Source organism: Pseudomonas fluorescens (assembly GCF_000967965.1).
Taxonomy (GTDB): domain Bacteria; phylum Pseudomonadota; class Gammaproteobacteria; order Pseudomonadales; family Pseudomonadaceae; genus Aquipseudomonas; species Aquipseudomonas grandcourensis.
On record NZ_LACC01000035.1, the window covers coordinates 1 to 24,214 of the forward strand.

General features: G+C 57.1%; 22 protein-coding genes and 3 pseudogenes. 20 read left to right on the forward strand and 5 right to left on the reverse strand.

Annotated features, from left to right (window positions below; genetic code table 11):
* From hutU to VC35_RS24415, 6 genes are all read left to right on the forward strand, one after another.
* Window positions 1–786: urocanate hydratase (hutU, locus tag VC35_RS24390; RefSeq protein WP_046043087.1), on the forward strand; the 786-nt coding region annotated here is incomplete at its 5' end.
* 112 nt (window positions 787–898) lie between these two features.
* Window positions 899–1,978, forward strand: coding sequence for a CaiB/BaiF CoA transferase family protein (locus VC35_RS24395; protein ID WP_404942374.1), 1,080 nt, complete (start codon window positions 899–901; stop codon window positions 1,976–1,978).
* Window positions 1,968–3,110, forward strand: a complete 1,143-nt coding sequence (locus VC35_RS24400; protein ID WP_046043090.1) for an acyl-CoA dehydrogenase family protein — start codon at window positions 1,968–1,970, stop codon at window positions 3,108–3,110. The genes VC35_RS24395 and VC35_RS24400 overlap by 11 nt, the downstream gene beginning before the upstream one ends.
* Window positions 3,111–3,205: 95 nt before the next feature.
* A complete protein-coding gene (locus VC35_RS24405) occupies window positions 3,206–4,633 on the forward strand; it encodes a purine-cytosine permease family protein (protein WP_046043091.1) in 1,428 nt (475 codons plus the stop codon).
* 73 nt (window positions 4,634–4,706) lie between these two features.
* Window positions 4,707–5,321 carry a TetR/AcrR family transcriptional regulator gene (locus tag VC35_RS24410; protein WP_046043092.1) on the forward strand — a complete coding sequence of 205 codons (615 nt, stop codon included), beginning with the start codon at window positions 4,707–4,709 and terminating at the stop codon, window positions 5,319–5,321.
* 5 nt (window positions 5,322–5,326) lie between these two features.
* Complete coding sequence (locus tag VC35_RS24415; protein ID WP_046043093.1) at window positions 5,327–6,550, forward strand: DUF3422 domain-containing protein; 1,224 nt, start codon at window positions 5,327–5,329, stop codon at window positions 6,548–6,550.
* A 698-nt stretch (window positions 6,551–7,248) separates the two neighbouring features.
* Here the strand turns inward: VC35_RS24415 and VC35_RS24420 are convergent.
* Both VC35_RS24420 and VC35_RS24425 read right to left on the reverse strand, forming a co-directional pair.
* Complete coding sequence (locus tag VC35_RS24420; RefSeq protein WP_046043094.1) at window positions 7,249–8,532, reverse strand: cystathionine gamma-synthase family protein; 1,284 nt, start codon at window positions 8,530–8,532, stop codon at window positions 7,249–7,251.
* 427 nt (window positions 8,533–8,959) lie between these two features.
* The gene (locus tag VC35_RS24425) at window positions 8,960–9,418 is read right to left on the reverse strand and encodes an Lrp/AsnC family transcriptional regulator (protein ID WP_046043095.1); all 459 of its coding nucleotides are present in this window, start codon (window positions 9,416–9,418) and stop codon (window positions 8,960–8,962) included.
* Window positions 9,419–9,635: 217 nt separating this feature from the next.
* Between VC35_RS24425 and VC35_RS24430 the strand changes: the two genes are divergently transcribed.
* The 9 genes from VC35_RS24430 (at window position 9,636) to VC35_RS24470 (ending at window position 18,098) form a co-directional block, all read left to right on the forward strand.
* Complete coding sequence (locus tag VC35_RS24430) at window positions 9,636–10,676, forward strand: PLP-dependent cysteine synthase family protein (RefSeq protein ID WP_046043096.1); 1,041 nt, start codon at window positions 9,636–9,638, stop codon at window positions 10,674–10,676.
* A gap of 22 nt (window positions 10,677–10,698) precedes the next feature.
* Complete coding sequence (locus VC35_RS24435) at window positions 10,699–11,877, forward strand: trans-sulfuration enzyme family protein (protein WP_080925383.1); 1,179 nt, start codon at window positions 10,699–10,701, stop codon at window positions 11,875–11,877.
* Between the two features lie 99 nt (window positions 11,878–11,976).
* Window positions 11,977–12,822, forward strand: coding sequence for an ABC transporter substrate-binding protein (locus tag VC35_RS24440; RefSeq protein ID WP_046043098.1), 846 nt, complete (start codon window positions 11,977–11,979; stop codon window positions 12,820–12,822).
* 44 nt (window positions 12,823–12,866) lie between these two features.
* Complete coding sequence (locus VC35_RS24445; protein ID WP_046043099.1) at window positions 12,867–13,562, forward strand: amino acid ABC transporter permease; 696 nt, start codon at window positions 12,867–12,869, stop codon at window positions 13,560–13,562.
* A gap of 2 nt (window positions 13,563–13,564) precedes the next feature.
* Window positions 13,565–14,254, forward strand: a complete 690-nt coding sequence (locus tag VC35_RS24450; RefSeq protein WP_046043100.1) for an amino acid ABC transporter permease — start codon at window positions 13,565–13,567, stop codon at window positions 14,252–14,254.
* A gap of 4 nt (window positions 14,255–14,258) precedes the next feature.
* Window positions 14,259–15,017 (forward strand): amino acid ABC transporter ATP-binding protein, encoded by a 759-nt coding sequence (locus tag VC35_RS24455; protein WP_046043102.1) that lies wholly within the window; start codon window positions 14,259–14,261, stop codon window positions 15,015–15,017.
* Window positions 15,018–15,073: 56 nt separating this feature from the next.
* Window positions 15,074–15,937, forward strand: coding sequence for an MBL fold metallo-hydrolase (locus VC35_RS24460; RefSeq protein ID WP_046043123.1), 864 nt, complete (start codon window positions 15,074–15,076; stop codon window positions 15,935–15,937).
* Window positions 15,938–16,001: 64 nt separating this feature from the next.
* Window positions 16,002–17,282, forward strand: coding sequence for an NAD(P)/FAD-dependent oxidoreductase (locus VC35_RS24465; protein WP_046043103.1), 1,281 nt, complete (start codon window positions 16,002–16,004; stop codon window positions 17,280–17,282).
* A gap of 9 nt (window positions 17,283–17,291) precedes the next feature.
* Window positions 17,292–18,098 (forward strand): sulfite exporter TauE/SafE family protein, encoded by an 807-nt coding sequence (locus VC35_RS24470; RefSeq protein ID WP_046043104.1) that lies wholly within the window; start codon window positions 17,292–17,294, stop codon window positions 18,096–18,098.
* A gap of 5 nt (window positions 18,099–18,103) precedes the next feature.
* Here the strand turns inward: VC35_RS24470 and VC35_RS24475 are convergent, their stop codons facing one another.
* Window positions 18,104–19,045 carry a LysR family transcriptional regulator gene (locus tag VC35_RS24475; protein WP_046043106.1) on the reverse strand — a complete coding sequence of 314 codons (942 nt, stop codon included), beginning with the start codon at window positions 19,043–19,045 and terminating at the stop codon, window positions 18,104–18,106.
* Between the two features lie 128 nt (window positions 19,046–19,173).
* On the opposite strand from VC35_RS24475, the gene lysA reads away from it, so the two are divergent.
* The 3 genes and pseudogenes from lysA to VC35_RS30235 form a co-directional block, all read left to right on the forward strand.
* Complete coding sequence (gene lysA / locus VC35_RS24480; RefSeq protein WP_263287104.1) at window positions 19,174–20,412, forward strand: diaminopimelate decarboxylase; 1,239 nt, start codon at window positions 19,174–19,176, stop codon at window positions 20,410–20,412.
* 120 nt (window positions 20,413–20,532) lie between these two features.
* On the forward strand, window positions 20,533–20,874 hold the full coding sequence (locus tag VC35_RS29235) for a class I SAM-dependent methyltransferase (RefSeq protein ID WP_223466439.1): 342 nt from the start codon (window positions 20,533–20,535) through the stop codon (window positions 20,872–20,874).
* Window positions 20,875–20,877: 3 nt separating this feature from the next.
* Window positions 20,878–21,047: pseudogene (locus tag VC35_RS30235) on the forward strand (SDR family oxidoreductase); the annotation flags it as partial.
* 259 nt (window positions 21,048–21,306) lie between these two features.
* Here VC35_RS30235 and VC35_RS24485 read toward each other — a convergent pair.
* Together VC35_RS24485 and VC35_RS29245 are read right to left on the reverse strand one after the other, a co-directional pair.
* A pseudogene (locus VC35_RS24485) lies at window positions 21,307–21,849 on the reverse strand (LysE family translocator); the annotation flags it as partial.
* A pseudogene (locus VC35_RS29245) lies at window positions 21,848–22,063 on the reverse strand (MerR family transcriptional regulator); the annotation flags it as partial. The pseudogenes VC35_RS24485 and VC35_RS29245, both read right to left, overlap by 2 nt.
* Before the next feature lie 165 nt (window positions 22,064–22,228).
* On the opposite strand from VC35_RS29245, the gene VC35_RS24490 reads away from it, so the two are divergent.
* The gene (locus VC35_RS24490; RefSeq protein ID WP_046043110.1) at window positions 22,229–22,447 is read left to right on the forward strand and encodes a GDCCVxC domain-containing (seleno)protein; all 219 of its coding nucleotides are present in this window, start codon (window positions 22,229–22,231) and stop codon (window positions 22,445–22,447) included.
* Between the two features lie 346 nt (window positions 22,448–22,793).
* Window positions 22,794–24,206: an FAD/NAD(P)-binding protein gene (locus tag VC35_RS24495; protein WP_046043111.1), complete on the forward strand. Its 1,413-nt coding sequence runs from the start codon at window positions 22,794–22,796 to the stop codon at window positions 24,204–24,206.
* The last annotated feature ends 8 nt before the right edge of the window (window positions 24,207–24,214 follow it).

The window sequence follows — 24,214 nt, forward strand, 5'->3', positions numbered from 1 at the left end:
GCCGCCAAGCAATCGATGGCCGTGCACGTCAAAGCGATGCTCGACTTCCAGAAAATGGGCGTACCGACCTTCGACTACGGCAACAACATCCGTCAGATGGCCCAAGAAGAAGGCGTGGAAAACGCATTCGACTTCCCGGGCTTCGTACCAGCCTACATCCGTCCGCTGTTCTGCCGTGGCATCGGCCCGTTCCGTTGGGCTGCACTGTCGGGCAACGCTGAAGACATCTACAAGACCGACGCCAAGGTTAAAGAGCTGATCCCGGACGACGCCCACCTGCACAACTGGCTGGACATGGCCCGCGAGCGCATCAGCTTCCAGGGTCTGCCGGCACGTATCTGCTGGGTTGGCCTGGGCCTGCGCGCCAAGCTCGGTCTGGCGTTCAACGAAATGGTGCGCAGCGGCGAATTGTCCGCGCCCATCGTGATCGGCCGCGACCACCTGGACTCCGGTTCGGTGGCCAGCCCTAACCGCGAAACCGAATCGATGCAGGACGGTTCCGACGCCGTCTCCGACTGGCCACTGCTCAACGCTCTGCTCAACACAGCGAGCGGCGCGACCTGGGTTTCCCTGCACCACGGCGGCGGCGTTGGCATGGGCTTCTCCCAGCACTCGGGCATGGTGATTGTCTGCGACGGCACTGACGAAGCGGCCGAGCGTATCGCTCGCGTGCTGCACAACGACCCGGCCACCGGTGTCATGCGTCACGCCGATGCGGGTTACCAGATCGCGATCGACTGCGCCAAGGAACAAGGCCTCAACCTACCGATGATCGGCAACGTCTAAGCCCCGGAATCGAGGAGCCTGCACCATGAGCAGCAGTCCGTTTACCCAACAACTCCAAGGCATTCGCGTGCTTGATCTGAGCCGCGTTTTGGCCGGTCCGCATTGCACGGCCATGCTCGCCGACCTGGGCGCCGACGTCATTAAATTCGAAGTCCCTGACCACGGCGATGACAGCCGTCACCTGGGCCCCTTCAAGGATGGCGAGAGTGTCTATTTCGGCCTGATCAATCGCGGCAAGCGCAGTGTCGAAATGGACTTCAAGTCCACTGCTGATCGTGCCCGGCTATATGAGCTGGTCCGTGACGCAGACGTCGTCGTGGAAAACTTTCGTCCCGGCGTGACGCGTCGCCTGGGTATCGACTTCGACACCCTCAAGCAATACAACCCCAAGCTGATCTACGCGAGCATTTCCGGTTTCGGCCAGCATGGTCCGCTGTCGGCTAACCCGGCCTATGACATCGTCGCCCAGGCAATGTCGGGGCTAATGAGCGTCACAGGTTTTGCAGAGACAGGCCCTACACGCAGTGGCGAAGCCATCGGTGATCTTTGCGCCGGCGTTTATGCGGCCTGGGCCATCAGCTCCGCGCTATTCGCTCGCGAACGGCATGCACCCGGCGCCCAGTACATCGACGTCGCCATGTTCGATGTGTTGTTCAGCCTGCAAATGACCGGCCTGTCCAATCTCTTCGCCAATGGCGTTGCGCCTGGGTTGGTGGGCAACCGCCACCCGGTTTCGACCCCCTTTGACACTTACCGCGCCGCGGACGGCCAGGTGGTCATCGCCGTGGCGAGCAACAAGCTCTTCCAACGGTTATGCGAATGCCTGGGCAAGCCAGCACTTGGCAAAGACCCACGCTTTGCCGATGACCCGCAACGCACACTCAACGAGCCGGCGCTACGCGCCGAAATCGAAGTCTGGACGCAGCAAATGAGCGTTGAGCAGGTCTGCGACATCCTGCTCGAGGCGGGCGTGCCGTCCTCCCCGGTGTGGAACCTCGCCCAGGCCGCCAGCAGCGAACAGGCCCAAGTACGACAGTTGCTGATTCACCCCGAAGGCTCCGCGCAACCGCTGGTACCGCAACCTGTTTTCTTCAATGGCCGCAAACCCCACGCAGTCACTCACGCCCCACGCCTCGGCGCCGACAACCATGCTTTCGGACTGAACAAACAGGAGCTTTCCCATGAACTTTGAATTAGATCAGGTCGAATTGGCCGTTGTCGAAACCGCTGAAAAACTGGCTCGCGAGGTGATCCAGCCGCGCGCCCAGCATTACGACGAAACCGAGACATTCTGTGCCGAAAGCCTGCAGGCGTTGGCCGAGCTGGGTGGCATGGGTATCAATTTGCCCGAAGAGTACGGCGGACTGGGCATTGGCAGCCTGGCCATGAGCCGCGTCGTTGAAGCCGTGGCTGGCGCCTGCGCCTCCACTGCATCGGCGTTGACTGCGCATTTCCTGGCAACCGATTCGATCCTGATCGGCGGCACCGAAGAACAGAAACAGGAGTGGCTACCTCGCGCGGCGAGCGGAGAATTACTCGGCGCCTTCGCACTGACGGAGCCGGCAGCAGGCTCCAACCCGGCCGACATGCGCTGCCGTGCGCAGCGTGAAGATGGTGGTTGGCGGGTGCGCGGCAGTAAGCACTACATCACCAATGCCCGCGAAGCAGGCTTCATTGTGCTCTATGCCAAGACCGCCGCTGAAGCCGGCCACAAGGGCATCAGCGCCTTCATGATTCCCCAGGGAACGGTAGGGATCAGCTTCTCCAGTCCGGAAAAAACCATGGGACTGCGTGGCAGCACGATCTATGAGCTGGCCCTGGACTGCTGGTTGCCCGAATCGGCATTGCTGGGCATCGAAGGTGCCGGCTTCAACACGGCAATGGCGGTGCTGGACCGGGGTCGCGTTGAAGTGGCGGCCATGTCCTTGGGGATCGCCAATGCCGCCTTGCAAGCGAGCTTGAACTGGGTCCGCGAACGGCAGATCGGCCCCAAGCCGCTTGCCGCCTACCAAGGCACACAGTGGCGTCTCGCCGACATGTATGCACAGCTGGAAGGTGCCCGCATGCTGACCTGGAAAGCCGCCGCCCGCCGCGACAGCGGTGAACGCTTCAGCCTGGACTCGGCCACCGCCAAACTGGTCGCCGCCGAATGCGCCGGTTTCATCACCGATGCAGCGCTCCAGCTCCATGGCGGTTATGGCTACATCCGCGACCTTCCACTGGAACGCTACGTACGCGACGCACGGATCCTGCGCATTTTCGAAGGCACGTCCGAAGTGCAGAAAATCATCATTTCGCGAAGCTTGCTCGACGCCCAGCGCTGATCGAGCGAAAAACCGGGCCTGTTTAACAGGCCCTCCCCTGAGTCACTCCCCCACGAGAAGGCTGTCGTACGGTACGACGCCCGAGAGGAACTGCCATGTCCGCCACCAAAGAAAGTGCGCAGCGCAAGACGTATATAGAACGGCGATCCATCGATTACATACCTGAGTCCGAGCGCCATGGCCGGCTGCTCAGTCAGTTCACCCTGTGGTTCGGCGCCAACCTTCAAGTCACTGCGATCGTCACTGGTGCACTGGCTGTCGTATTGGGCGGCGATGTGTTCTGGTCGCTGATTGGCTTGTTGATCGGGCAACTGTTGGGCGGCGCAATCATGGCGCTGCATGCCGCTCAGGGCCCCCAGTTGGGCCTGCCGCAGATGATCTCCAGTCGCGTGCAATTCGGCGTCTACGGCGCCGTTATCCCTATCGTCCTGGTCTGCCTGATGTACGTGGGCTTTTCTGCCAGCGGCTCGGTGCTTGCGGGCCAGGCCATCAGTCAACTGGTCAATGTCAGTGACGCCGCTGGCATCCTGATTTTCGCGGTGATGATCGTTGTGCTCACAGTGCTGGGCTATCGGACTATCCACTTGATCGGACGCCTGTCGAGCCTAATTGGCGTGGTGTCTTTCTTCTACTTGTTCTACCGCTTGCTGTCAGCTCATGACATCAGCGAGCTGCTTGGAAATCGACACTTTTCACTGGCCAGTTTTCTCTTGGCAATATCACTCTCTGCTTCCTGGCAGATCGCATTCGGCCCCTATGTCGCTGACTATTCGCGCTACCTGCCGAGAAAGACTTCGGCCTGGAAAACCTTTTTGGCTGTGGGCCTGGGCTCAGTGATCGGCACTCAAATCTCCATGGTCTTCGGTGTATTCGTCGCCGCCTTGGCGGGTGATCAGTTTGCCGGCCACGAGGTGTCCTACATCGTCGGCATGGGGGCCAGCGGCGTCGTCGCGTCACTGCTGTTTTTCAGTATCGTGTTCGGGAAGGTGACCATTACCACGCTCAACGCCTACGGTAGTTTCATGTCTCTGGCTACCATCATCAGCGGTTTCAGAGGCAACCAGGAAATTTCCAAAACCGTGCGGTTGATCTACATCCTGGTCATGGTCGGATTCGCCACGGCGCTGGCGCTGTTGGGGAGGCATTCGTTCCTTCATGACTTCTCAGCGTTCATCCTGTTCCTGCTGGCCTTTTTCACGCCTTGGAGCGCCATCAACCTGGTTGACTTTTATCTGGTGACCAAGGAGCGCTATGACATCCCCGCCCTCTCCAATCCGGATGGTCGATACGGACGCTGGAATGTCACCGGCATAGCAGTCTACGCCCTCGGCGTAGTGATTCAGATGCCCTTCATTGCCACCAGTTTCTACACCGGCCCCTTGGTTGAAACCTTGGGTGGGACGGACATTTCGTGGTTGATCGGCCTAACCGTACCAGCCCTCATTTACTACTGGGTGGCGCGTAACTCGACGCAACGGATTCCCGCGCAGCTGATTCTTCCGGAAGAAGCCAATCCAGCCTGATTACACACTCACGGCAGGGCGGTCCAGCAGGACCGCCACTGCACTTCTCTCAACGCAGAGCGCCTGACCTCCTATGCTTGCCGCAAACACACCGAAGCACCCCGCCCCGAGTGCCCGCGACCGCCTGCTCGATGTTGCACTGGAACTCTTTGCAACGCGCGGCTACCAGGCCATCGGCCTGCGTGACCTGGCTGGCCAGTTGGGGCTGCATGCCGGCTCGCTGTACAACCATATCGAGAACAAACAAAGCCTGTTGTTCGAACTGATCGAAGGCGCGGTCTCCGACCTGTTGGCCGGTACCAAGCGCCGCATGCGGGGAGCCCGGACGCACCGCGACCGTCTCCAGCGCTTTGTGCACGCATTTGTGGTGTTCAACCTGACCGAGAAACATCGGCTAATGCTGGTGACACGGGAGTTCGTCAACCTCAGCGATGATCAACAACAGGAGATCAATCAGCTGAAGAGCAGCTACGCCACCCTGCTGAAGGCCATCGTTTCCGCCGAGTGTGGCGAAACTGGCTGCATCAGTGACCGCACAGGCCTGATCACAGAGGCCGTCATCGGCATGCTTTACGGACAGTCCCTCTGGCAAATCATTGACGTCCCGGAACAAAAACTCACGGATGCCCTGACTCACTTTGCCCTGGGCATCATTGTCTGCAGCAGAGACTCAGCGCTCAAGGCATAAGCACTATGCACCCGTTACGACATACGCTTCATGACGAACTGCACGCCCGCCCTTCCCTGTACTTCAGCGAGCCGGCTTATGTTTTTCACCTGGCCGTCATGGGCAGCGACAATGAGCGACAGGCACTGCTCAACAGCCTCTACGACGAACCGGTCAGTGGTGAAATCCCCCAAGGCATCACCAGGTTTGACGAGCATTGGCTGAAATGGGAGCGACATGCGGAGTTCTTTACCCTTACTTACGTCGTCACCGCGAACACGGTTCGCCCGCACTGGACTTCCTTGCCTGAGGCCCTGGCAGCAAAGATCAGCCCTTACACCCAGCTGCTGATCAACAGCGTGCAAATTGTGGTGCGCAACCATGACTCATGGGAGGGGGATCATGCGGCGTACGGATTCAAGGACCCGTGCGGCTCGTCCATCGGGGGTGGCGATGCGGCGGTGTGGAGCGACTTCCGGCTGAGCGAATGCGGTGAAAACAGATTTTTGTTCATCAACACTCACCTCAACGCCTACCGCCAAGGTCGAATGATTCGCCGGCTACTCGAGATTGAAACCTATCGCATGATGGCCTCGCTTGCGCTTCCAACAGCGAAGCAATTGAGCTCGCAACTCGATGCCTTCGATAGAACCCTGGTCGACCTGTCGGAGCGAAACGCTGCGCCCGACTCCAGCAATGCAAAAAAACTGCTTTCAGAAATTGCAGCGTTGTCGGCCAAAGTCGTCAGTCTCTCAGCCAGGCACCGGCATCGCTTCAGTGCCACACAAGCTTACGCGCAGCTCGTATTCGAACGACTGGCAGAATTGCGGGAGAATCGCGCAGGTGACTACCAGCGCCTGGGAATCCTCATTGAGCGACGCTTCAAACCGACGGTAAGGTACTGCGCCGTGACGGAACAACGGCTCGATGTGCTGGCCAAGAGCGTGGCCAATCTAGGTGACCTTTTGCAGGCGCGCGTACAGGTAGAGATGGAAGAACAGAACGCCGAAATCCTGAAAAGCCTGAACGCCCGGGCCGATGCTCAGATCAAGATTCAGCGGGCGGTTGAAGGCCTTTCCATTATTGCCATCACGTACTACGTGCTGAGCTTGTTGAAATTGCTGTATTCGGGCGTCCATCTGCTGGGAGTCGACTTGTCACCAAGGTCCGCCGTGATTGTAATTGCGCCCGTCGCAGCACTCATACTTTTACACATACTGATGCGGATTAGAGCCGTAAAACATCACTAAATCGTACTGGAAACTGCAGTATCAAGAGGTGGGCGACCCCACCTTACTGTTGATCTGACGATCTTTACGATGAGTCAGCCCAGGCCGAAATCAGCTGACCGCAACCGATTGCTTTCGGTTGAATCCACAGTCGAAATCAGCCCTTAACGACAGGCAGCAATCGGCCAGTAGCAGTCGTTCACTCCATCAACTTACTACGCGCGATGGAAATGCAGCGTGCTGCGGGGGGGTATGAATTGACTAGTGTTCTACATTCAGGTTCGCAGGAAAGAACTATGGAAGTAGTCCGGCACAGCCGCGTAGATAGTTGAGGTTCTGTTGGAGCGGGTATTTGATCTGTTTTTAGTGCTGAGTCGACTTTCGGACTGGCTGAGTTGCAGGTTGTACAGCGGGTTGGATTTGCGCAATCTGCGGAGCTGGAGCTGGAGCTGGAGCTGGAGCTATTGCTTGCGGCGGAGCTGCATCCGCCAAGGCCTCTTGGGCAAGGATGATCAGCGGCATATTCCGAAGGTATGACCACTGTCACCAGCAAGCCGACCACAGTCAGCAGTACAATGTCTCGTGCTGGTGGACAGGTCGACGTATCAAACACCTCCAGCGAACCCAGTATTTCGGGGGATTGATATCTACCATTTGCTGTTCAGACTCAGTCCCCCGTCAGCCTATTTTTTCAGTTTCTCATTGTTTTCCTCAGGTGCTCAGCAATGACGCAGAGCATTATCCAGATCAGCGATCAGATCTTCCTCGTGCTCGAGGCCAATCGAGATCCGGATCAACCCCTCGGACACCCCTGCTTTACTGCGCAGAGCCTGCGGCACACCCGATTGTGTGGTCGAAGCTGGATGACAAACCAGGGACTCAGTGCCTCCGAGACTGACAGCCGACTTGAAAAGATGCAGGGCGTTGATAAAGCGGAAGGCCCGTTCGCGACCGCCGTCCAGTACGAATGAGAAGGTTGAGCCAGGGCCCGTGCATTGCCGGCGGTAGACCTCCTGATAGCTGCCATCCTCAATAAGCTCTGGATGCAGAACGACGACTTTCTGGTGGGGGTTGCTGGCCAGCCAGCGAGCGATCACAGTGCCGGTTCTTGCGGCCTCTTTCATGCGCAGGACGAGCGTTTCCATCGAGCGGGAGATCATCCATGAGGAATGTGGATCGAGTTGCGAGCCGAACGAGCTGCGAACGCTACGTATTTTGCTGATCAGCTCTTTGGTGCCCGTGATGCCTCCGGCAACAAGGTCACTGTGTCCACCCACATACTTGGTTAGCGAATACACGCACAGGTCAACACCGTGTTTCACCGGCTTCTGGAAGATAGGCCCGAGCAGGGTGTTATCGCAGACAATGAATGGCCGGTAGCTATGGCGCGTTTCGAAAGCGTCTATTTCCTTGCGCAACCCTTCCAGATCGATCAGTGCATTGGTCGGGTTAGCCGGAGTCTCGATATAACAAATTCTAACTCGCCCCTTGCAGGCAGCAGTTTCGAGTGCATCTGCAATGGATTGCATGGACAGGCCGTCGTCAAAACCATGCGAGCCGATGCCCCAATCCGAGAGAATTTTGCTAATCAGGGTCTCAGTACCACCGTACAGCGGTGCCGATTGCACCAGTTGATCGCCTGGGCGCAGAAACGCAAACAAAACAGCACTGATGGCGGACATTCCACTGGATGTAATTGCGGCGGCTTCTGAGCCATCCAGCAGCGCCAGGCGGTCCTCGACGATTTCTAGGTTGGGATGATTGAAGCGGCTGTAGACCAGGCCAGCTGATGAGTCCTGCGGAATCGGTTTACGACCCGACACGACATCGAAGAATTCTGCACCTTCCTCAGCCGTGCGAAACGCAAAGGTGGAGGTCAGGAAAACCGGTGGTTTGACTGCGCCTTCCGAGAGGAACGGGTCGTAACCATAAGACATCATCAATGTCTCAGGGTGCAACGCATGGCTTCCGATAGTTTTTTTGTGATAGCTGGAATAAGACATAAGCCGCACCTTTCTGAGTTTGCGATCAAGACTCATCGCTCATAAACGCACCGCCCTCGTAGGCATCGTTTTTGAGCCTGTTTGTGATGGAAAGAGTGTAATCAGAAGGGGGAGTATGATTTTTTCAATTTTTGTCAGGTTTTTCGTGGAATGAGAAATATCATTCTCCAAAACGGTCGATTTCGTTAAAACCCGATAATGAGAAAGCGTATTTGGATGGAATGGCGCTCTGAAGGTACTCAAAATTCCTCGGGGCGATGGACGTCCAACAATAGAAAGTTGTCGGAACGTGTATCGCTTTCGGTAATCGTCCCACTCCCAGAGCGGTAGCAGCAGAATGGGTGGGCAGGACGCGGGCTTGTAACAGGTACACCGCTGTCCTGTCAGAAATTGCTTTGTGGCAGATGCACCTGCCAAAAACAGCAGATTATCGAGGCAAAGGCAGCGCCGTCGTGTACTTGATCTGCTCCATGGCAAAGCTTGATGTGATGTTGGAAAGTCCGTCGACGCTCGTGATCAGCTTCTTGTAGAAAGTGTCATAGGCTGCAATGTCGCTGACCACAACGCGCAACATATAGTCCCAGTCTCCCGACATCCGATAGAACGCCATCACTTCCTCGAACTGCGACACGGTCTTGGCGAATGTATCCAGCCAGACCTTGTCATGACGCTGCGTCTTGACCTGCACCAGCACCGATAACCCAAGACCCAGTAGCACTGGGTCCAGCAGGGCTACTTTGGCCCTGATATAGCCCTCTTTCTCGAGTTTCTTGATCCGCTTCCAGCAGGGGGTCGTTGAAAGGTTGACGGCTTCAGCCAGATCTTTGATAGGCATGTCGGCATCGCGTTGCAGGAGGGAGAGGATGTGGCGATCAAAGCTATCCATTTTTTCTTCTTATTTGTGAGTTCGTAGAAATTTTTTCTAAAAAATAGCCTAAGAACTGAAGAAATGGAAATTAAATTTCGAGTGGGTGGCAGTAGGATTTACACCATAAAAACCGTGCTTGGAGCCACTCAAAAATGAAGAAGATCATCGCCACACTCGCCACGCCTCAGGCGATGGTCCTTATGCCGTTGACGCCTGTCGGGGCGAGGGAAACTCTGTGAACGATTGGATCCGTACAGCAGTCAGCCGTATCTCCTGCGATCTGCTGCGCTCCGCCGACACCCACATCCACAAGCTGGAAATTCCAGGGTTGAAGGGCATCGACATTTACCTCAAGGACGAGAGCACACATCCAACTGGCAGTCTCAAACATCGGCTGGCGCGCTCGCTTTTTCTACATGCCATTTGCAGTGGCAAGATCCGAGAGGGTACCCATGTGGTCGAGGCATCCTCGGGCAGCACTGCTGTGTCCGAAGCCTACTTCGCCAAAATGCTTGGCCTGCGCTTCACCGCCGTCATGCCGCGCAACACCGCGAGCAAAAAGATAGAGCAGCTCGAGCTGCTCGGCGGGCACTGTTACTTCGTTGATCATTCGTCAGAGGTCTATGCCCAGGCGCAGCGCCTGGCACGCGAAAGCGAAGGGCACTACATGGATCAGTTTACCTATGCCGAGCGGGCAACGGATTGGCGTGGCAACAACAATATTGCCGACAGTATCTTCCAGCAAATGACCGGCGAGGCGCACCCCATTCCCCACGCGGTGGTCATGAGTGCAGGGACTGGCGGCACTACCGCCACCATCGGCCGCTACATCCGTTACAAGGGTCATGACACTCAACTGATCGTGGTGGACCCCGAGTACTCGGTTTTCTATGACAGCTATCGAACAGGCGACTCAAGTCTTACCGGCAGCAAAGGCAGTCGCATAGAAGGCATCGGTCGTCCCCAGGTCGAGCCGTCGTTCCTGCCAGATGTGATCGACGACATGCTCAAGATCCCCGACGCGGCCAGCATCGCCACCCTTTATTGGCTGGAGAAAATACTCGGGAGGAAGCCAGGGGGGTCCACCGGTACCAACATGTGGGGCGCGCTCAAAGTCGCATCGAGGATGCAGGAGCAAGGCCTGCAGGGTTCTATCGTGACCCTGATGTGCGATAGCGGTGAACGCTATCTGGACACCTATTACGACCGCGACTGGGTCGCTCGCCACATCGGCGACATCACACCCTATGCGAAACAACTCGATTGCTACCTTTAATACACGTGAGTCACGACTGACTATGAGCCAGAACAAGAGCAACTTTTCGACCCAAGTGATCCACGCTGGCGAACAGTCGACCTATGCCGACAACACCATTTTCCCGGCAATCGTCACCTCCAGTTCGTTCATCAAGCGCAGCCTTGACGACAACCCAGACTACGCCTATGGACGAGTGGGTAACCCAACCCGACATGCCTATGAGAGCTGCATTGCGCAGTTGGAGCATGGCTTTGGAGCCGTGGCCTGCGCTTCGGGTCTGGCTGCGACCGCCACCGTGCTTGAGCTATTGCCCAAAGACTCCCATGTAATCGTGATGGCGGGCGTCTACGGGGGCACCTTCCGCCTGATGGAAGATTACCGCAGCAAGACGTCCGGGCTCACCACCACTTACGTCGACCTCAATGACCTTGAGGCACTGGCCGCCAGTCGCCGCGACAACACCCGGCTGATCTGGATCGAGACACCGACCAACCCTCTGCTGCAGCTGGTGGACATCCAGTGCGTGACAGAGTTTGCCCGTGCCCACGGCATCCTGACTTGCGTCGACAACACCTTCTGCTCACCCTGGAACCAGCGTCCGATCGAGCACGGCGTCGACCTGGTGATGCACTCAGCGAGTAAATACATTGGTGGGCACTCCGACCTGATCGGTGGAGTCGTGGTGGCAGCCAATGAGCAACTGTTCACCCGCCTGCGCGGCATCAGCATGGCCATTGGAGCAGTCCAGGGACCGTTCGACTGCTACCTCGCCCTGCGTGGGCTCAAGACCCTCGACGTGCGCATGGAGCGCCAGTGCAGCAATGCGCTACAGATCGCTCGCTACCTCAACCAGCACCCGCAGGTAGAGGCGGTGTACTACCCCGGACTGGAAAGCCATCCGCAGCACGAGCTGTGCAAACGCCAGATGCGTTCTGGCGGCGCAGTGGTCTCGTTGAAATTGAAGGCCAATCGCAAGGCCATAGCACCCTTCATCGAACAGCTGTCGATCTTTGTATTGGCCGATTCCCTGGGCGGGGTGGAGAGCATGATCAACCACTCCTACAGCATGTCGCACAACTCGTTGAGCCATGAACAGAAAATCAGCCTGGGCATCAGCGAGAACCTGATCCGACTCTCCATCGGCCTGGAACATGTCGACGATCTGATCGCCGATTTGAATGCGGGCTTTGTGCGGCTACCCACGACCAACGTCGAATAACAGAAATTCCCACTCCACCCACAAGAGGCTATTGAGGTCCACTGCACTGACGTTTCATGAAAACCGGCGTTCCGTTTATCAAACAATAAGGTCTATAAAATGCAAACGAACCGCATGCTCAAAAAACACTGGAAAACCGCAGTACTGGCACTGACGCTGGCAACCAGCTTCTCTGCTGCAGCTGATCAACTCAGCGATATCAAGGCCAAGGGTGAGTTAGTCTGTGGTGTGCTCGGCACCGACGAGCCATTCAGTTACATCAAGGACCCAGCGTCTCGCGCGATCGTCGGTTACGACGTCGACATGTGCAACGCCATTGCCGCGACCATCGGGGTCAAACCGGTACTCAAGCAGTTGACCGTCGCCGCACGGATTCCTGAATTACAACAAGGCCGTGTCGATCTTCTGGCTGCCTCCCTGACCCATAACAAAGAACGGGAAGCATTGATCAACTTCTCCCTTTCGACATTCATCACGGGTCAGAAAGTCATGGTCAAGACTGACAGTGGCGTCAATCAACTCGACCAACTGGACGGCAAGAAAATCTTGACGATCAAAGGCTCCACCATGGAGCAGAGCATCCGCGCGAAGATCGCTGACGCCCAGATCGTATCGTTCGACAGCAACCCTCAAGCCCTGCTCGCCTTGCAACAGGGCAAAGGACTGGGTTACGCCAACGATGAGACCTCATTGGCCGGCAACTTCGCCAAGCTGGGTGATGCGGCAAAAGATTTTCGGATTCTCCCAACGCCCCTGTCCACCGAGCACATTGCGCTGGGCCTGAGAAAAGAAGAACCCGCCTTCCAGGAGCAGGTGAACAAGACGCTGCGCGATCTGGAGTCGTCTGGCAAGGCTGAGATGCTCTTCACCAAGTGGTTTGGCCCTGAGACCAACATGAAATTCGCCAGTCGCTCATTCAAGATCGAAACCGACCAAATCAACTAACTTCATTGAGGGCCCGACCTTGGGGTCGGGCCACGGGCCTAGTTATGAATACGTTTGATTTATCGGTTGTGCTATCCGGGCAGTATCACGAGTGGCTCATCAATGGCTTCCTGCTGTCCATCCAACTCGCATTGATCTCGCTGGCCATTGCCCTACCGCTGGCAATCGTCATCGCTGTATTGCGAATGGCCCCTTACGCTGCACTCCGGGCAATCGCGATCACTTATGTGGAAGCGATACGCAACGTCCCGCTGCTGGCACACATGCTGTTCTGGTATTTCGGGGCACCGGAGCTGCTGCCAACCCCGATCAAGACATGGATCTACGAACACAATATCGAAGCGGTCAGTGCGGTTATCGCTCTGGTGCTCTACACCGCAGCCTACATGTCCGAGGACATCCGCAGCGGCTTGCGTTCCATTCCCAAGGAACAAATGGAGGCTGGCCGGACCCTGGGCTTTGGCTTCCTCGGCACCATGCGCCTAGTCATCCTCCCGCAGTCACTGCGGGTAACAGTGCCACCGCTAATTAGCCAGACACTTAACCTGTGGAAGAACACCAGCATCGCCATGGTGATCGGCGTCGCTGAAATGATGTATCAGGCCCAGCAGGTGGAAAGCTCCACATTCAGGGGTTTCGAATCGTACGCCGTTACCACGGTAGGTTATGTCGGCGTCTCGATCATCATCACACTGCTGTCCAGCTGGTACCAGCAACGCTATCCCGTCCGGAGTGCCTGACGATGCTCGATATCATCCACAACTACGGGCTTTTCTACCTGATTGGCCAGTACCCAAACGGCCCCTTGGGCGGCTTGGCAATGACGCTGATCCTGGCAGCGCTGGCCCTGGTGCTGGCCTTTCCTGTCGGGGTACTGCTCGCGCTCTGCCGCATCAGCCCGTACCGGCTGTTGCGTGTGCCGGTCACAAGCGTGGTGTACATACTGCGTGGCACACCCTTGCTGATGGTGATTTTCTGGGCCTATTTCCTTCTGCCAACCCTGACCGGTCAACGCACCGAGCAATTTGGCACCATGCTGGCTGCCTTGGTGATTTTTGATGGGGTATACCTCGCAGAAATCATTCGCGCAGGCATTCTTGGATTGCCTCGAGGGCAAATGGAAAGCTCCCGTTCACTCGGCTTTTCGTACCTGGCGACAATGCGCCTGGTCATCATGCCCCAGGCCTTTCGCAACATGCTGCCCTCGCTGGTGAATCAGTTTGTCTCCACCATCAAGGAGACCTCGCTGGGTTACATCATCAGCCTCTCGGAAGTGTCGTTCGTCGCCTCCCAGATCAGTGCTCAGTTGCTCACCAAGCCGGTCCAGGTCTATGCCGTACTTGGCCTCACTTACTTCGCTATGTGTTTCAGCTTGTCGCGCTTCGCCTTCTGGCTGGAAAGACGTCTCGCTGTCCGAACTGCAAAGGTTTAATCCCATGATCAAACTGAAAAACGTTAACAAGTGGTACGGCAGCTACCATGCTCTGGCTGATATCAACGAAACCGTCGCCAAGGGTGAGGTGGTCGTGGTCTGCGGTCCGTCCGGCTCCGGCAAGTCGACGATGATTCGCACGCTCAATCGGCTGGAAGCCATCCAGAGCGGGAATATCTTTATCGATGGCGTGGATATCTATGATCGCTCCGTCAGCGTGAACGCCTTGCGCAGCGGTATTGGCTTCGTGTTCCAGCAGTTCAATCTGTTTCCCCACCTCACCGTTCTCGAGAACTGCACGCTGGCTCCGCGTCGCCTGCGCAAGCTGGGTGCCAAGGAAGCGGACGATCTGGCCATGAGCTTGCTGGACCGTGTAGGGCTGGCCCACAAGGCATGCGCTTACCCATCCGAGTTATCGGGTGGCCAGCAACAGCGCGTGGCCATCGCCAGGGCATTGGCAATGAACCCGCCGGTGATGCTGTTCGATGAACCCACTTCCGCGTTGGACCCTGAGATGGTCGGCGAAGTGCTTCAAGCAATGAAAAGCCTGGCCAAGGAAGGCATGACCATGGTGTGCGTCACCCATGAGATGGGTTTCGCGCGTGAAGTGGCCGATCGAGTGATCTTCATGGATCAAGGCAAGGTGCTCGAACGAGCAACGCCCGAGTCTTTCTTCCTGCGCCCTGAACACCCTCGCGCGCAGCGATTCCTGTCCGATATCCGCTCGCCCTGGGTCGAGAGTGGTATGCCGCAAGCCTGCTGAATGGAGTACAGGGGGCAGGCTCGATGGCCGCCCCCTTGAGAATGGAGGCAATGACCATGCAATTTCATGTTGAGAAATTCTTCGACGCCGAGAGCTGTACCTACAGTTACCTGGTCATCGACCCGGTGACTCGGCACTGCGCGATCATCGATCCGGTGCTCGACTACGATGCCGCCGCCGCGCGTATCTCGTATTCAAGTGCCGAACTCCTTATCGAGCATGTGCGCGCCAACGCGCTAACACTGGAGTGGATTCTGGAAACCCATGTGCATGCCGACCACCTCTCGGCTGCCCGCTACCTCAAGCGTCAACTGGGTGGACAGATCGGCATTGGCGACCGTATTCCTCAGGTGCAGAAGGCCTTTGCCACGCTGTTCGACGCCGACGATGACTGGAGCCCGGACGGCAGCCAGTTCGACCGTTTGTTCGCCGACAACGAAACGTTCCATGTCGGCGCCCTGGCTGTCAGTGTGCTGCACACGCCTGGCCATACCCCGGCCTGCGTGACGTACCTGATCGAAGATGCCGCTTTCGTCGGTGACACGTTATTCATGCCCGATTGTGGCACCGCCCGCTGCGATTTTCCTGGCGGCGACGTACACCAGTTGTACCGCTCGATTGGCCGTCTGTTCCAGCTACCGGGCAGCACGCGACTGTTCATATGCCACGACTACAAAGCGCCTGGCCGCGACGCCTACTGCCACCAGACCACAGTGGACGAAGAGCGCGCGCACAACATCCATATCGGCAAGGGCATCGCCGAGGCTGATTTCGTCGCTCTGCGCACGGCGCGCGACAAGACCCTGAACCAACCCAGGCTGCTGCTGCCGTCGGTGCAGATCAACATGCGAGCCGGTGAGACACCTGCGGCCAGCGCCAATGGCATCAGCTATTTGAAGATACCGCTCAACATGTTCTGAATGAATATCGGAACTTAGGCAGAACGACTGAAATATCCCATTTAATCAATCAAATGGAATGCAGATGACTACGCTCAATCAAAACGCAACAGCCTCTGGGACAGAAGATGCCCGTGGACGCCCCGATATCACTGCCGACGTCGTCGTCATTGGTGGCGGGTCGGCAGGCATTGGTGTCGTGGCAAGCCTGCTCAAGCGTGCTCCCGATCTGCAGATCACGCTCATCGAACCCAATGACCAGCACTATTATCAGCCGGCCTGGACGCTGGTCGGTGGAGGGGCTTATGACGCTCGCAAGACCGTCAGGCCCATGTCGCACGTCATCCCGCGCGGGGCCACCTGGATCAAGGCTGCGGTGGTTGAAGTCCTGCCGAACGGAAAACGTCTAAAGCTGAGTAACGGCAAAAGCGTCGCTTATCGAAACCTTATCGTCTGTCCCGGGCTTAGGCTTGCCTGGGAGAAAATCGAAGGGTTGGAGCAAACCCTGGGCAAGAACGGGGTGACATCCAACTACCGCTATGACCTTTGCGCTTACACCTGGCAACTGGTGCAGGGATTACGCAAAGGCAAGGCCCTCTTCTCCCAACCCGGCATGCCGATCAAATGTGCCGGCGCTCCGCAAAAGGCCCTGTACCTTTCCTGCGATCATTGGCAAAAATCAGGTGTTCTGCAGAATATGCAGGTCGAGTTCAATCTCGCTGGCGCAGCGCTGTTCGGCGTACCGGCCTTCGTCCCTCCCCTGATGAAATACATCGAGAAGTATCAAGCACAGCTGGTATTCGGCTCGAACCTGGTCAAAGTTGACGGCCCCAGCCGGACAGCCTGGTTTGAAAGCAAGGACGAACACGGCGCAGTCATTCGCCAGGCCAAGACCTTCGACATGCTCCATGTCGTCCCCGCACAGGTCGCCCCCGATTTCATCCGCACAAGCCTTTTGGCCGACGCCGCCGGGTGGTGTGAAGTGGATCCGGGGACGCTGCAACACAGCCGTTATCCGGACGTATTTGCGCTCGGTGATGTGTGCTCCACCAGTAACGCCAAGACCGCTGCCGCTGCACGCAAGCAAATCGTCGTCGTCGCCGAGAACCTCATGGCAGCACGCGACAACCAGCCCATGCCGCTGCGCTACGACGGCTATGGGTCATGCCCGCTGACCGTCGAAAAAGGCAAAGTCGTGCTGGCAGAGTTCGGCTACGGCGGGAAACTGCTGCCCACATTTCCCCTGGACGCTACGGTTGCCCGAAAAAGTGCATGGTTCCTCAAGGCCCGGTTCCTGCCCTGGTTCTACTGGAACGGCATGCTCAAAGGCCGTGAGTGGTTGACCAAACTCTCCAAGGTCGAATGAGGAGCCAGCATGCTGCTGAGTGGAATATTCGGGATCGCTATAGGCATCATTCTCGGCCTGACGGGTGCGGGGGGTGGAATTCTGGCCGTACCGGCGCTAGTGATCGGCTTGGGATGGTCAATGACTGAGTCTGCGCCCGTTGCGCTGTTTGCCGTCAGCGCAGCGGCAGCTGTAGGGGCTGTGGATGGTCTGAGGAAAGGTCTGGTACGTTATCGGGCTGCCCTGCTGATGGCATTATTGGGGGCGGTGTTCTCGCGTTTGGGCGTGTACTTTGCCCATCTGCTGCCCAACACCGTACTGACGTCCCTGTTCAGCATGGTCATGGTCATTGTGGCGATACGCATGATTCGACAGGCGAACGGCAACTCGGCTAAGGCCGCCGACAATCAGCAGTGCTGGCAAGAAAAGAATTGCATGATCAACCCTCAGACCGGCCGACTGCGCTGGACACCGAAATGCTCAGCAAGCCTTGCCGTAGTCGGCTCACTTTCAGGGCTGCTCACCGGGATGCTGGGTGTGGGAGGCGGGTTCTTGATCGTGCCTGCGTTTCAACAGCTTTCAGACATCCGCATGCATGGTATCGTCGCGACCTCACTTATGACTATCGCCTTGATCTCGGCTGTTGCGGTGACAGGCGCCATTCATGCAGGAGCCCACATAACGGTCACGGGCGGCGTTTTTATCGCTGCGAGTGTCAGCGGGATGCTGCTGGGAAGAGTCCTCTCCCTCAGGATTCCCGCCAAATCGATACAGCTGGGCTTTTCTGCTGTATGCATTGTGGTTGCCGGCTTCCTTATGTTCAAAACCTGGATGTAGAAAACCTACTGAGTATCGACCTGACTGGCCCCCGCCATTCTCTTGTCCAGGGCACTGGCAAGACTCAACGCCTCAACTCTCAGTGCCTTGCAAAAGGCGTCAACGAAAACTGAGGAAGGTCGAAAATCAGGCCTTATCAGCATGACTCGGTAGGGAATGGACACGTTGATTGGCCGAATAGCCAATCCCCTGCCTGACTCTTGCACGGCGCTCAATGGGTTGATGATCGCCACGCCCAATTGTTGCCTGACCATGGCACAGACCGACGCGGCATTGGTGGTTTCGATCACGGTGTGCCGATCGACACCAGCGAGACGAAAGTGCTCATCGAGCTTTTGACGATAAATGTCCAGGCCCGACAGGTTGATGAAATTGACACCGCGAAAGTCCTCCATTGCCAGAAGCGACCTGGACAGCAAAGGATGCCCCTCTGGCAGTATGCAGACCATGTCGGCACAAAAGAGCAATTCCCCTCGGGTGCCTCTTGGCACATGTTCACTTTCGGTCAAGCCGAGGTCGTGACGCTGTGCGCTGAGAGACTCCTCGAGCAAGGGCGATTCCTGCGCGGTGATACTCAAGCCTATGCCCGAATGCTGCTGATGAAACTGCTTGCAAACGTTGGGCAATAGCGTCTGAGAAAACAGCGGCAGGCAGGTGATGCTGAGTTGCCCATGTTCGAAACGACGGATCGATTGCGCAACGCTATTGATTCGTTCCAACCCGATATAGGAGCGTTCGACCTCTTCGAGCAGCATTACTGCCTGAGCCGTCGGTACCAACTTACCGCCCTCCCGATCAAACAGGCGCAAACCCGAAAGGCTTTCAAACCGGGCCAGTTCCCGGCTGAGCGTCGGTTGGGAGGTCAACAATAAGCGCGCCGCTCCCGTGACGCTGCCTGCTTGCATGATTGCTCGGAAAACTTCGATATGCCGCAACGAGACGTTCATACCCAACCTTCATTGATCGCTTGAAGGCCATATCAGAACTGAATTGATAACTAAAAAGAAGATATTTTATTGAATGCTCTGCAATCGGCATGATGGTCTCCACTCCCTAGATCAGATCGACTATATCTATGCCCAACCAGCCCGACTTCCAGCAGTTAGCCGCTATTGCCACAGAACATGGCACCCCGTTCTGGTGTTATGACGCACAGACCATCAAGGCGCGCGTCGATCAACTGGCGTGCTTCGAGACCGTTCGATTCGCACAAAAAGCCTGTTCCAACCTGCACATCCTGCGCTTGATACGAGAGCAAGGCGTTCGGGTCGATGCCGTCTCGCTGGGTGAAATCGAGCGGGCACTATTGGCAGGTTTCAGCCCGGCCGGCACACCAGCAGGCATCGTCTTTACCTGTGATCTGTTCGACGATGCGACTCTGCGCCGCGTGGTCGAGTTGAATATCGAGGTAAATACCGGGTCGATCGACATGCTCCGCCAACTGGGTGAACGCTCTAGGGGTCATTGCGTCTGGTTACGGATCAACCCAGGGTTCGGCCATGGTCACAGCCGCAAGACCAATACCGGTGGTAAAAACAGCAAGCATGGCATCTGGCATGAGCAGGTTCACGAAGCGCTCGACGTCATTCGGCAGTTCGGGCTGAAGCTGGTGGGATTGCACATGCACATCGGCTCGGGCGTGGATTACGCGCATCTGGAGCAGGTGGGCTGTGCAATGGTCTCGGCCGTGAAAATGCTCGACCACGATATCGAAGCGTTTTCTATTGGCGGGGGGCTTTCCACGCCCTACCGCGAAGGCGAGGAGCCGGTAGACATCCAGCGTTATGCCAACGCATGGCGTCAGGCCCGACAGGACATCGAAGCGTTTCTTGGTCATCCGGTACGGATGGAAATCGAACCCGGCCGGTTTCTGGTTGCCGAATCCGGTTGTCTGGTGACCGAAGTCCGCGCGGTCAAAAAAGTCGGCAGCCGAAACTTCATCCTGGTGAACGCAGGCTTCAATGACCTGATGCGCCCGGCCCTTTATGGCGCCTATCACCACATGACCTTGCTGGATGCCGAGGGGGCTCCCATCAATCGCCCTGAGCACGACTACGTGGTGGGCGGCCCCCTATGTGAATCTGGCGATATCTTTACGCAGGATGAAGCAGGGGTGACGCCGCGTTTGCTGCCCGAGGCGCTGGTTGGCGACTTGCTGATCATCCACGATGCGGGAGCGTACGGCGCCTCTATGTCATCCAATTACAACAGCCGCCCCCTGTTACCGGAAGTATTGATCGAGCAAAGGCAAGCCAGATTGATTAGACGCCCGCAGCCGATGTCGGACTTGCTGGCCTTGGAATTGGGGCTTTAAAGGCCAAGTTGATGACCTGATAAAGAACGGGTTTACCCAGCTGAGTGTTCTTGACCTCTCTGCTTCAGCGCTTGCCACAGCAAAACACCGCTTGGGCAGTAGGCAGAAAAAGTCATCTGGATTGAGGGGGATGTCACTCGGGTATCGCTTGCGCCTCAGACCTATGATGTCTGGCACGACCGAGCCGTGTTCCACTTTCTTGCAACTGCAGATGAGCGACAGGCGTATATCGAAAAAGTACTAACATCTGTAAAGCCTGGTGGATACGTAATTGTTGCCACGTTTGCAGAAGATGGGCCTACCCAATGCAGCGGTTTACCTGTGAGGCGTTATAGCGCGGACGAATTGCACTCTGAGTTTGGTGCACCTTTCGAATTGCTCGGGCATGAAAAGGAAAAACATCACACTCCGTTCGGAACCCTCCAGAAATTTGTTTACTGCTATTGCCGAAAACTTCGCTGAATTCGAATCATCAACATCACATTGAGCGCCGTCAAATCACCCATCTAGGGTCTGGTCTGACGGACGGTGCGCACAGCGGACTGACGGGGTTCATCGCGGGACTCGCCCGGCAAGACAACATCGCCAGTTGCAACGTAACCATCAACAGCCTGCAAACGGGCTCGCTCGATAGCTACCCCCCCTTCCAACCTACATCTTGTGGGAAGGGGATAAGCGTCTCGTGATTATTTCACCTTCTCAATGGACACAACCGTGGCTTTTGCACCCTCAGACCGGAACTCGAAATTCACCCGATCGCCAATACCGCAGGCGCGACAGGGGAGCCACTTTTTCACCAGAGTCGGTCGTTTTCAGTCCTTCGCGACAGGCAGAAAGCGGCCAACAGCAGCCCTTCGTGACAGCCAATAGCGGCCATTCATCAGCACTCATGTCTTAGGCCGACTGCCTACGTATAGCGAGTATCGCAGCACCAAATCCGATGAACGTGACCCCCACCACCCGACTAACCCAGCGGGACCACTCGGGTCGTACCAGCACGCCCTTGGCACGCGAGGCCAGCGCGGCATACAGGCTCAACGACGACACCGAGAGCGCCATAAATATCGCGGTCAGGATCAGAAATTGTGGGAACAGGGCTGCGCCTTGATCGATGAACTGCGGAAATAACGCCGTAAAAAACAGAGTCGCCTTGGGGTTGGAGAGCGCGGTAAAAAATGCTGATCTGTACAGTTTTAGTCGTGTGGGCCGCAGGCTCTGCCCCTCCTGAATGCCTTCAGCCAGCAGCGGCGTCTTGTTGAGCAACTGCCTCACCCCCAGGTAGAACAGATACCCGGCGCCGACGATCTTTACCATGTTGAACAACCCTTCGGAGCTGGCAAGCAGCGCCCCCAACCCCAGCATCGCAGCCGCCGACAGGCAGAACAGGCCACTGGCATTGCCCAGCGAAGACCACATTGCGCTGCGTTGGCCATGGGCTCAGCAGTATGCCCACCTCATCCAGCGTGAACCCCAGCGCCTGCGCCCTCTTGATGAAGCGCAACCGCTTGACCTGCTCCGGTAGATAGTGCCGATAACCACTGAGCGGCTTTGGCGGTTCATCCAGCAAGCCGCGTCGCTGGTAATAGCGAATAGTCTCGATGTTCACCCCGGCAGCTGCCGCCAACTTGCCGATACTCAGCCCGGTCGCCATCACACGCCTCTTGATTCTGTACCCAGGTACGGAGTGTAAAGTGACCCTGGGTTAGATCGATTCAATGGAGAAAACGATGGCTCAACAGATCGGCGGGGCCTGAGGCGTTGACCAAGGCGACGACGAAGGCGGGTTATCCCTCCACCGTGCATAAATGAGGCAACCATGAGCGCCGTCATCCTCGAATCCGTGTTGACCTGCCCGCATTGCGGTTTCGCCAAGCAGGAAGCCATGCCCACGGATGCCTGTCAGTTTTTCTACGAATGTGGCAGTTGCAAAACCCTGCTACGCCCGAACCCCGGTGACTGCTGTGTGTTCTGTTCATTCGGCACGGTGAAGTGCCCGCCGATTCAGGAGCAGCGCGGATGCTGTAGTACGGATTGACCTGTGTTTATTCGGTTTGTCAGACGCCCCTGAAGCGCCTCAAACCGTGGTTATGGGAGGTAAGTATCATGTGGAGTCGCTCCCTGATGCTCGTGATTGTCTACCTGACTATCACCCTCTGCATCGGCTGGTTGTATACCATTGCTCTCCTGTATTGGCTTTGATCCAATTGGAGGCCGTGTAGTTGGATGTTTCTTCGCGCATACCGACTTGAGTATGGACATTCAGGCTGCAGCCATTAACTCCATTGGTTATGTGGGTGAGGAGCATTCGTTCTATTGCGCGCGGCATTGGTGGCTAATCTTCGGAGGTTAAGGAGGGGCAACCTCCAGGAAGGTGCAACCATATGGACGCAAATCCGATCGAAACCGACTACCTGATCATCGGTGCTGGCGCGATGGCCATGGCCTTCGTCGATACGCTACTCAAGGAAACGAATGTACGCATCGTGATGGTGGATCGACACGGTCGACCTGGCGGGCACTGGAATGATGCCTACCCCTTTGTCCGTTTGCACCAGCCCTCGGCCTTCTATGGCGTCAATTCGCGGGAACTGGGCAGCGGAACGAAAGACACGACGGCACTGAACGAGGGCTTGTATGAACTAGCCTCCGGCGCCGAGGTGGTGAGCTACTTCGACCAGGTGATGAATCAGCAGTTTCTGCCGTCAGGTCGGATCCGTTACTTCCCCATGTGCAACTACACCGGCGACCGCATTGACGACCACCGGTTTACCTCGCTCGTCAGCGGCGTAAACCATCAGGTTCGGGTGTACAAAAAGGTGGTGGACGCCACCCATGCCCAGACAGCAGTTCCCTCGACCCACCTGCCCAGGTACAGGGTGGAGCCCGGCGTGCAGTGCGTGCCACTGAACGACCTGCCGAAGATCCAGCACCCACACTCTGGCTACGTAGTGGTGGGATCGGGCAAGACCGGGATCGACGCTTGCCTGTGGTTGCTGCAAAACGGTGTTGCGCCCGCAGCTATCTGCTGGATCATGCCGAACGATCCGTGGTTGATCGACCGGGCCAACTTGCAACCCGGTCTCGATGGCTTCGAACGAACAATCGGCGGCCTCACGGCACAATTTGAGGCCATCGCAGCCGCAGACTCGATCCCGGACCTGTTCTCCAGGCTTGAGGCGGCGGGCCAGCTCCTGCGCCTGGACAAGTCCGTCGAACCCACTGCTTACCGCTGCGCCACCGTCACACAGGCGGAGTTACGTGAGCTTCGACGCATCGACAACATTGTGCGCCTGGGGCGGGTGCGAGTGCTCGAGTCAACGCGCATCGTGCTCGAGCAGGGCAGCATCGCCACGAGCCCAGATGCCCTGCACATTGACTGCAGCGCCAGTGCCATCCCGTCACTGCCTGAAATGAAGGTGTTCGACGGAAGCAAGATCAACCTGTTGATGGTAAGCAGCTGCCAACCCTTGTTCAGCGCGGCCTTGATCGCTTATGTGGAAAGCCATCTGGCCGATCAAACGCAAATGAACGCGCTTTGCACGATGGTCCCCCCGCCTCACGTTCCCACGGACTGGATCAGAATGTGGGCGGTCTACCTGGGTAACCAACTACGCTGGGGAGAACATGAAGGCCTGGCCCGCTGGATCAGGCAGTCGCGTTTGTACTTTATGACGGCGGTGGTCAGCGGCTTGCAAGAAACCGACACAGAGAAACTGGTACAGCTGCATCGCCTCTCTGTCAGCAGGCAGCAGGCTGCGGCGAATCTGCCGCGGTTGCTGGGGGCCATCCCTTGAATCGCAGG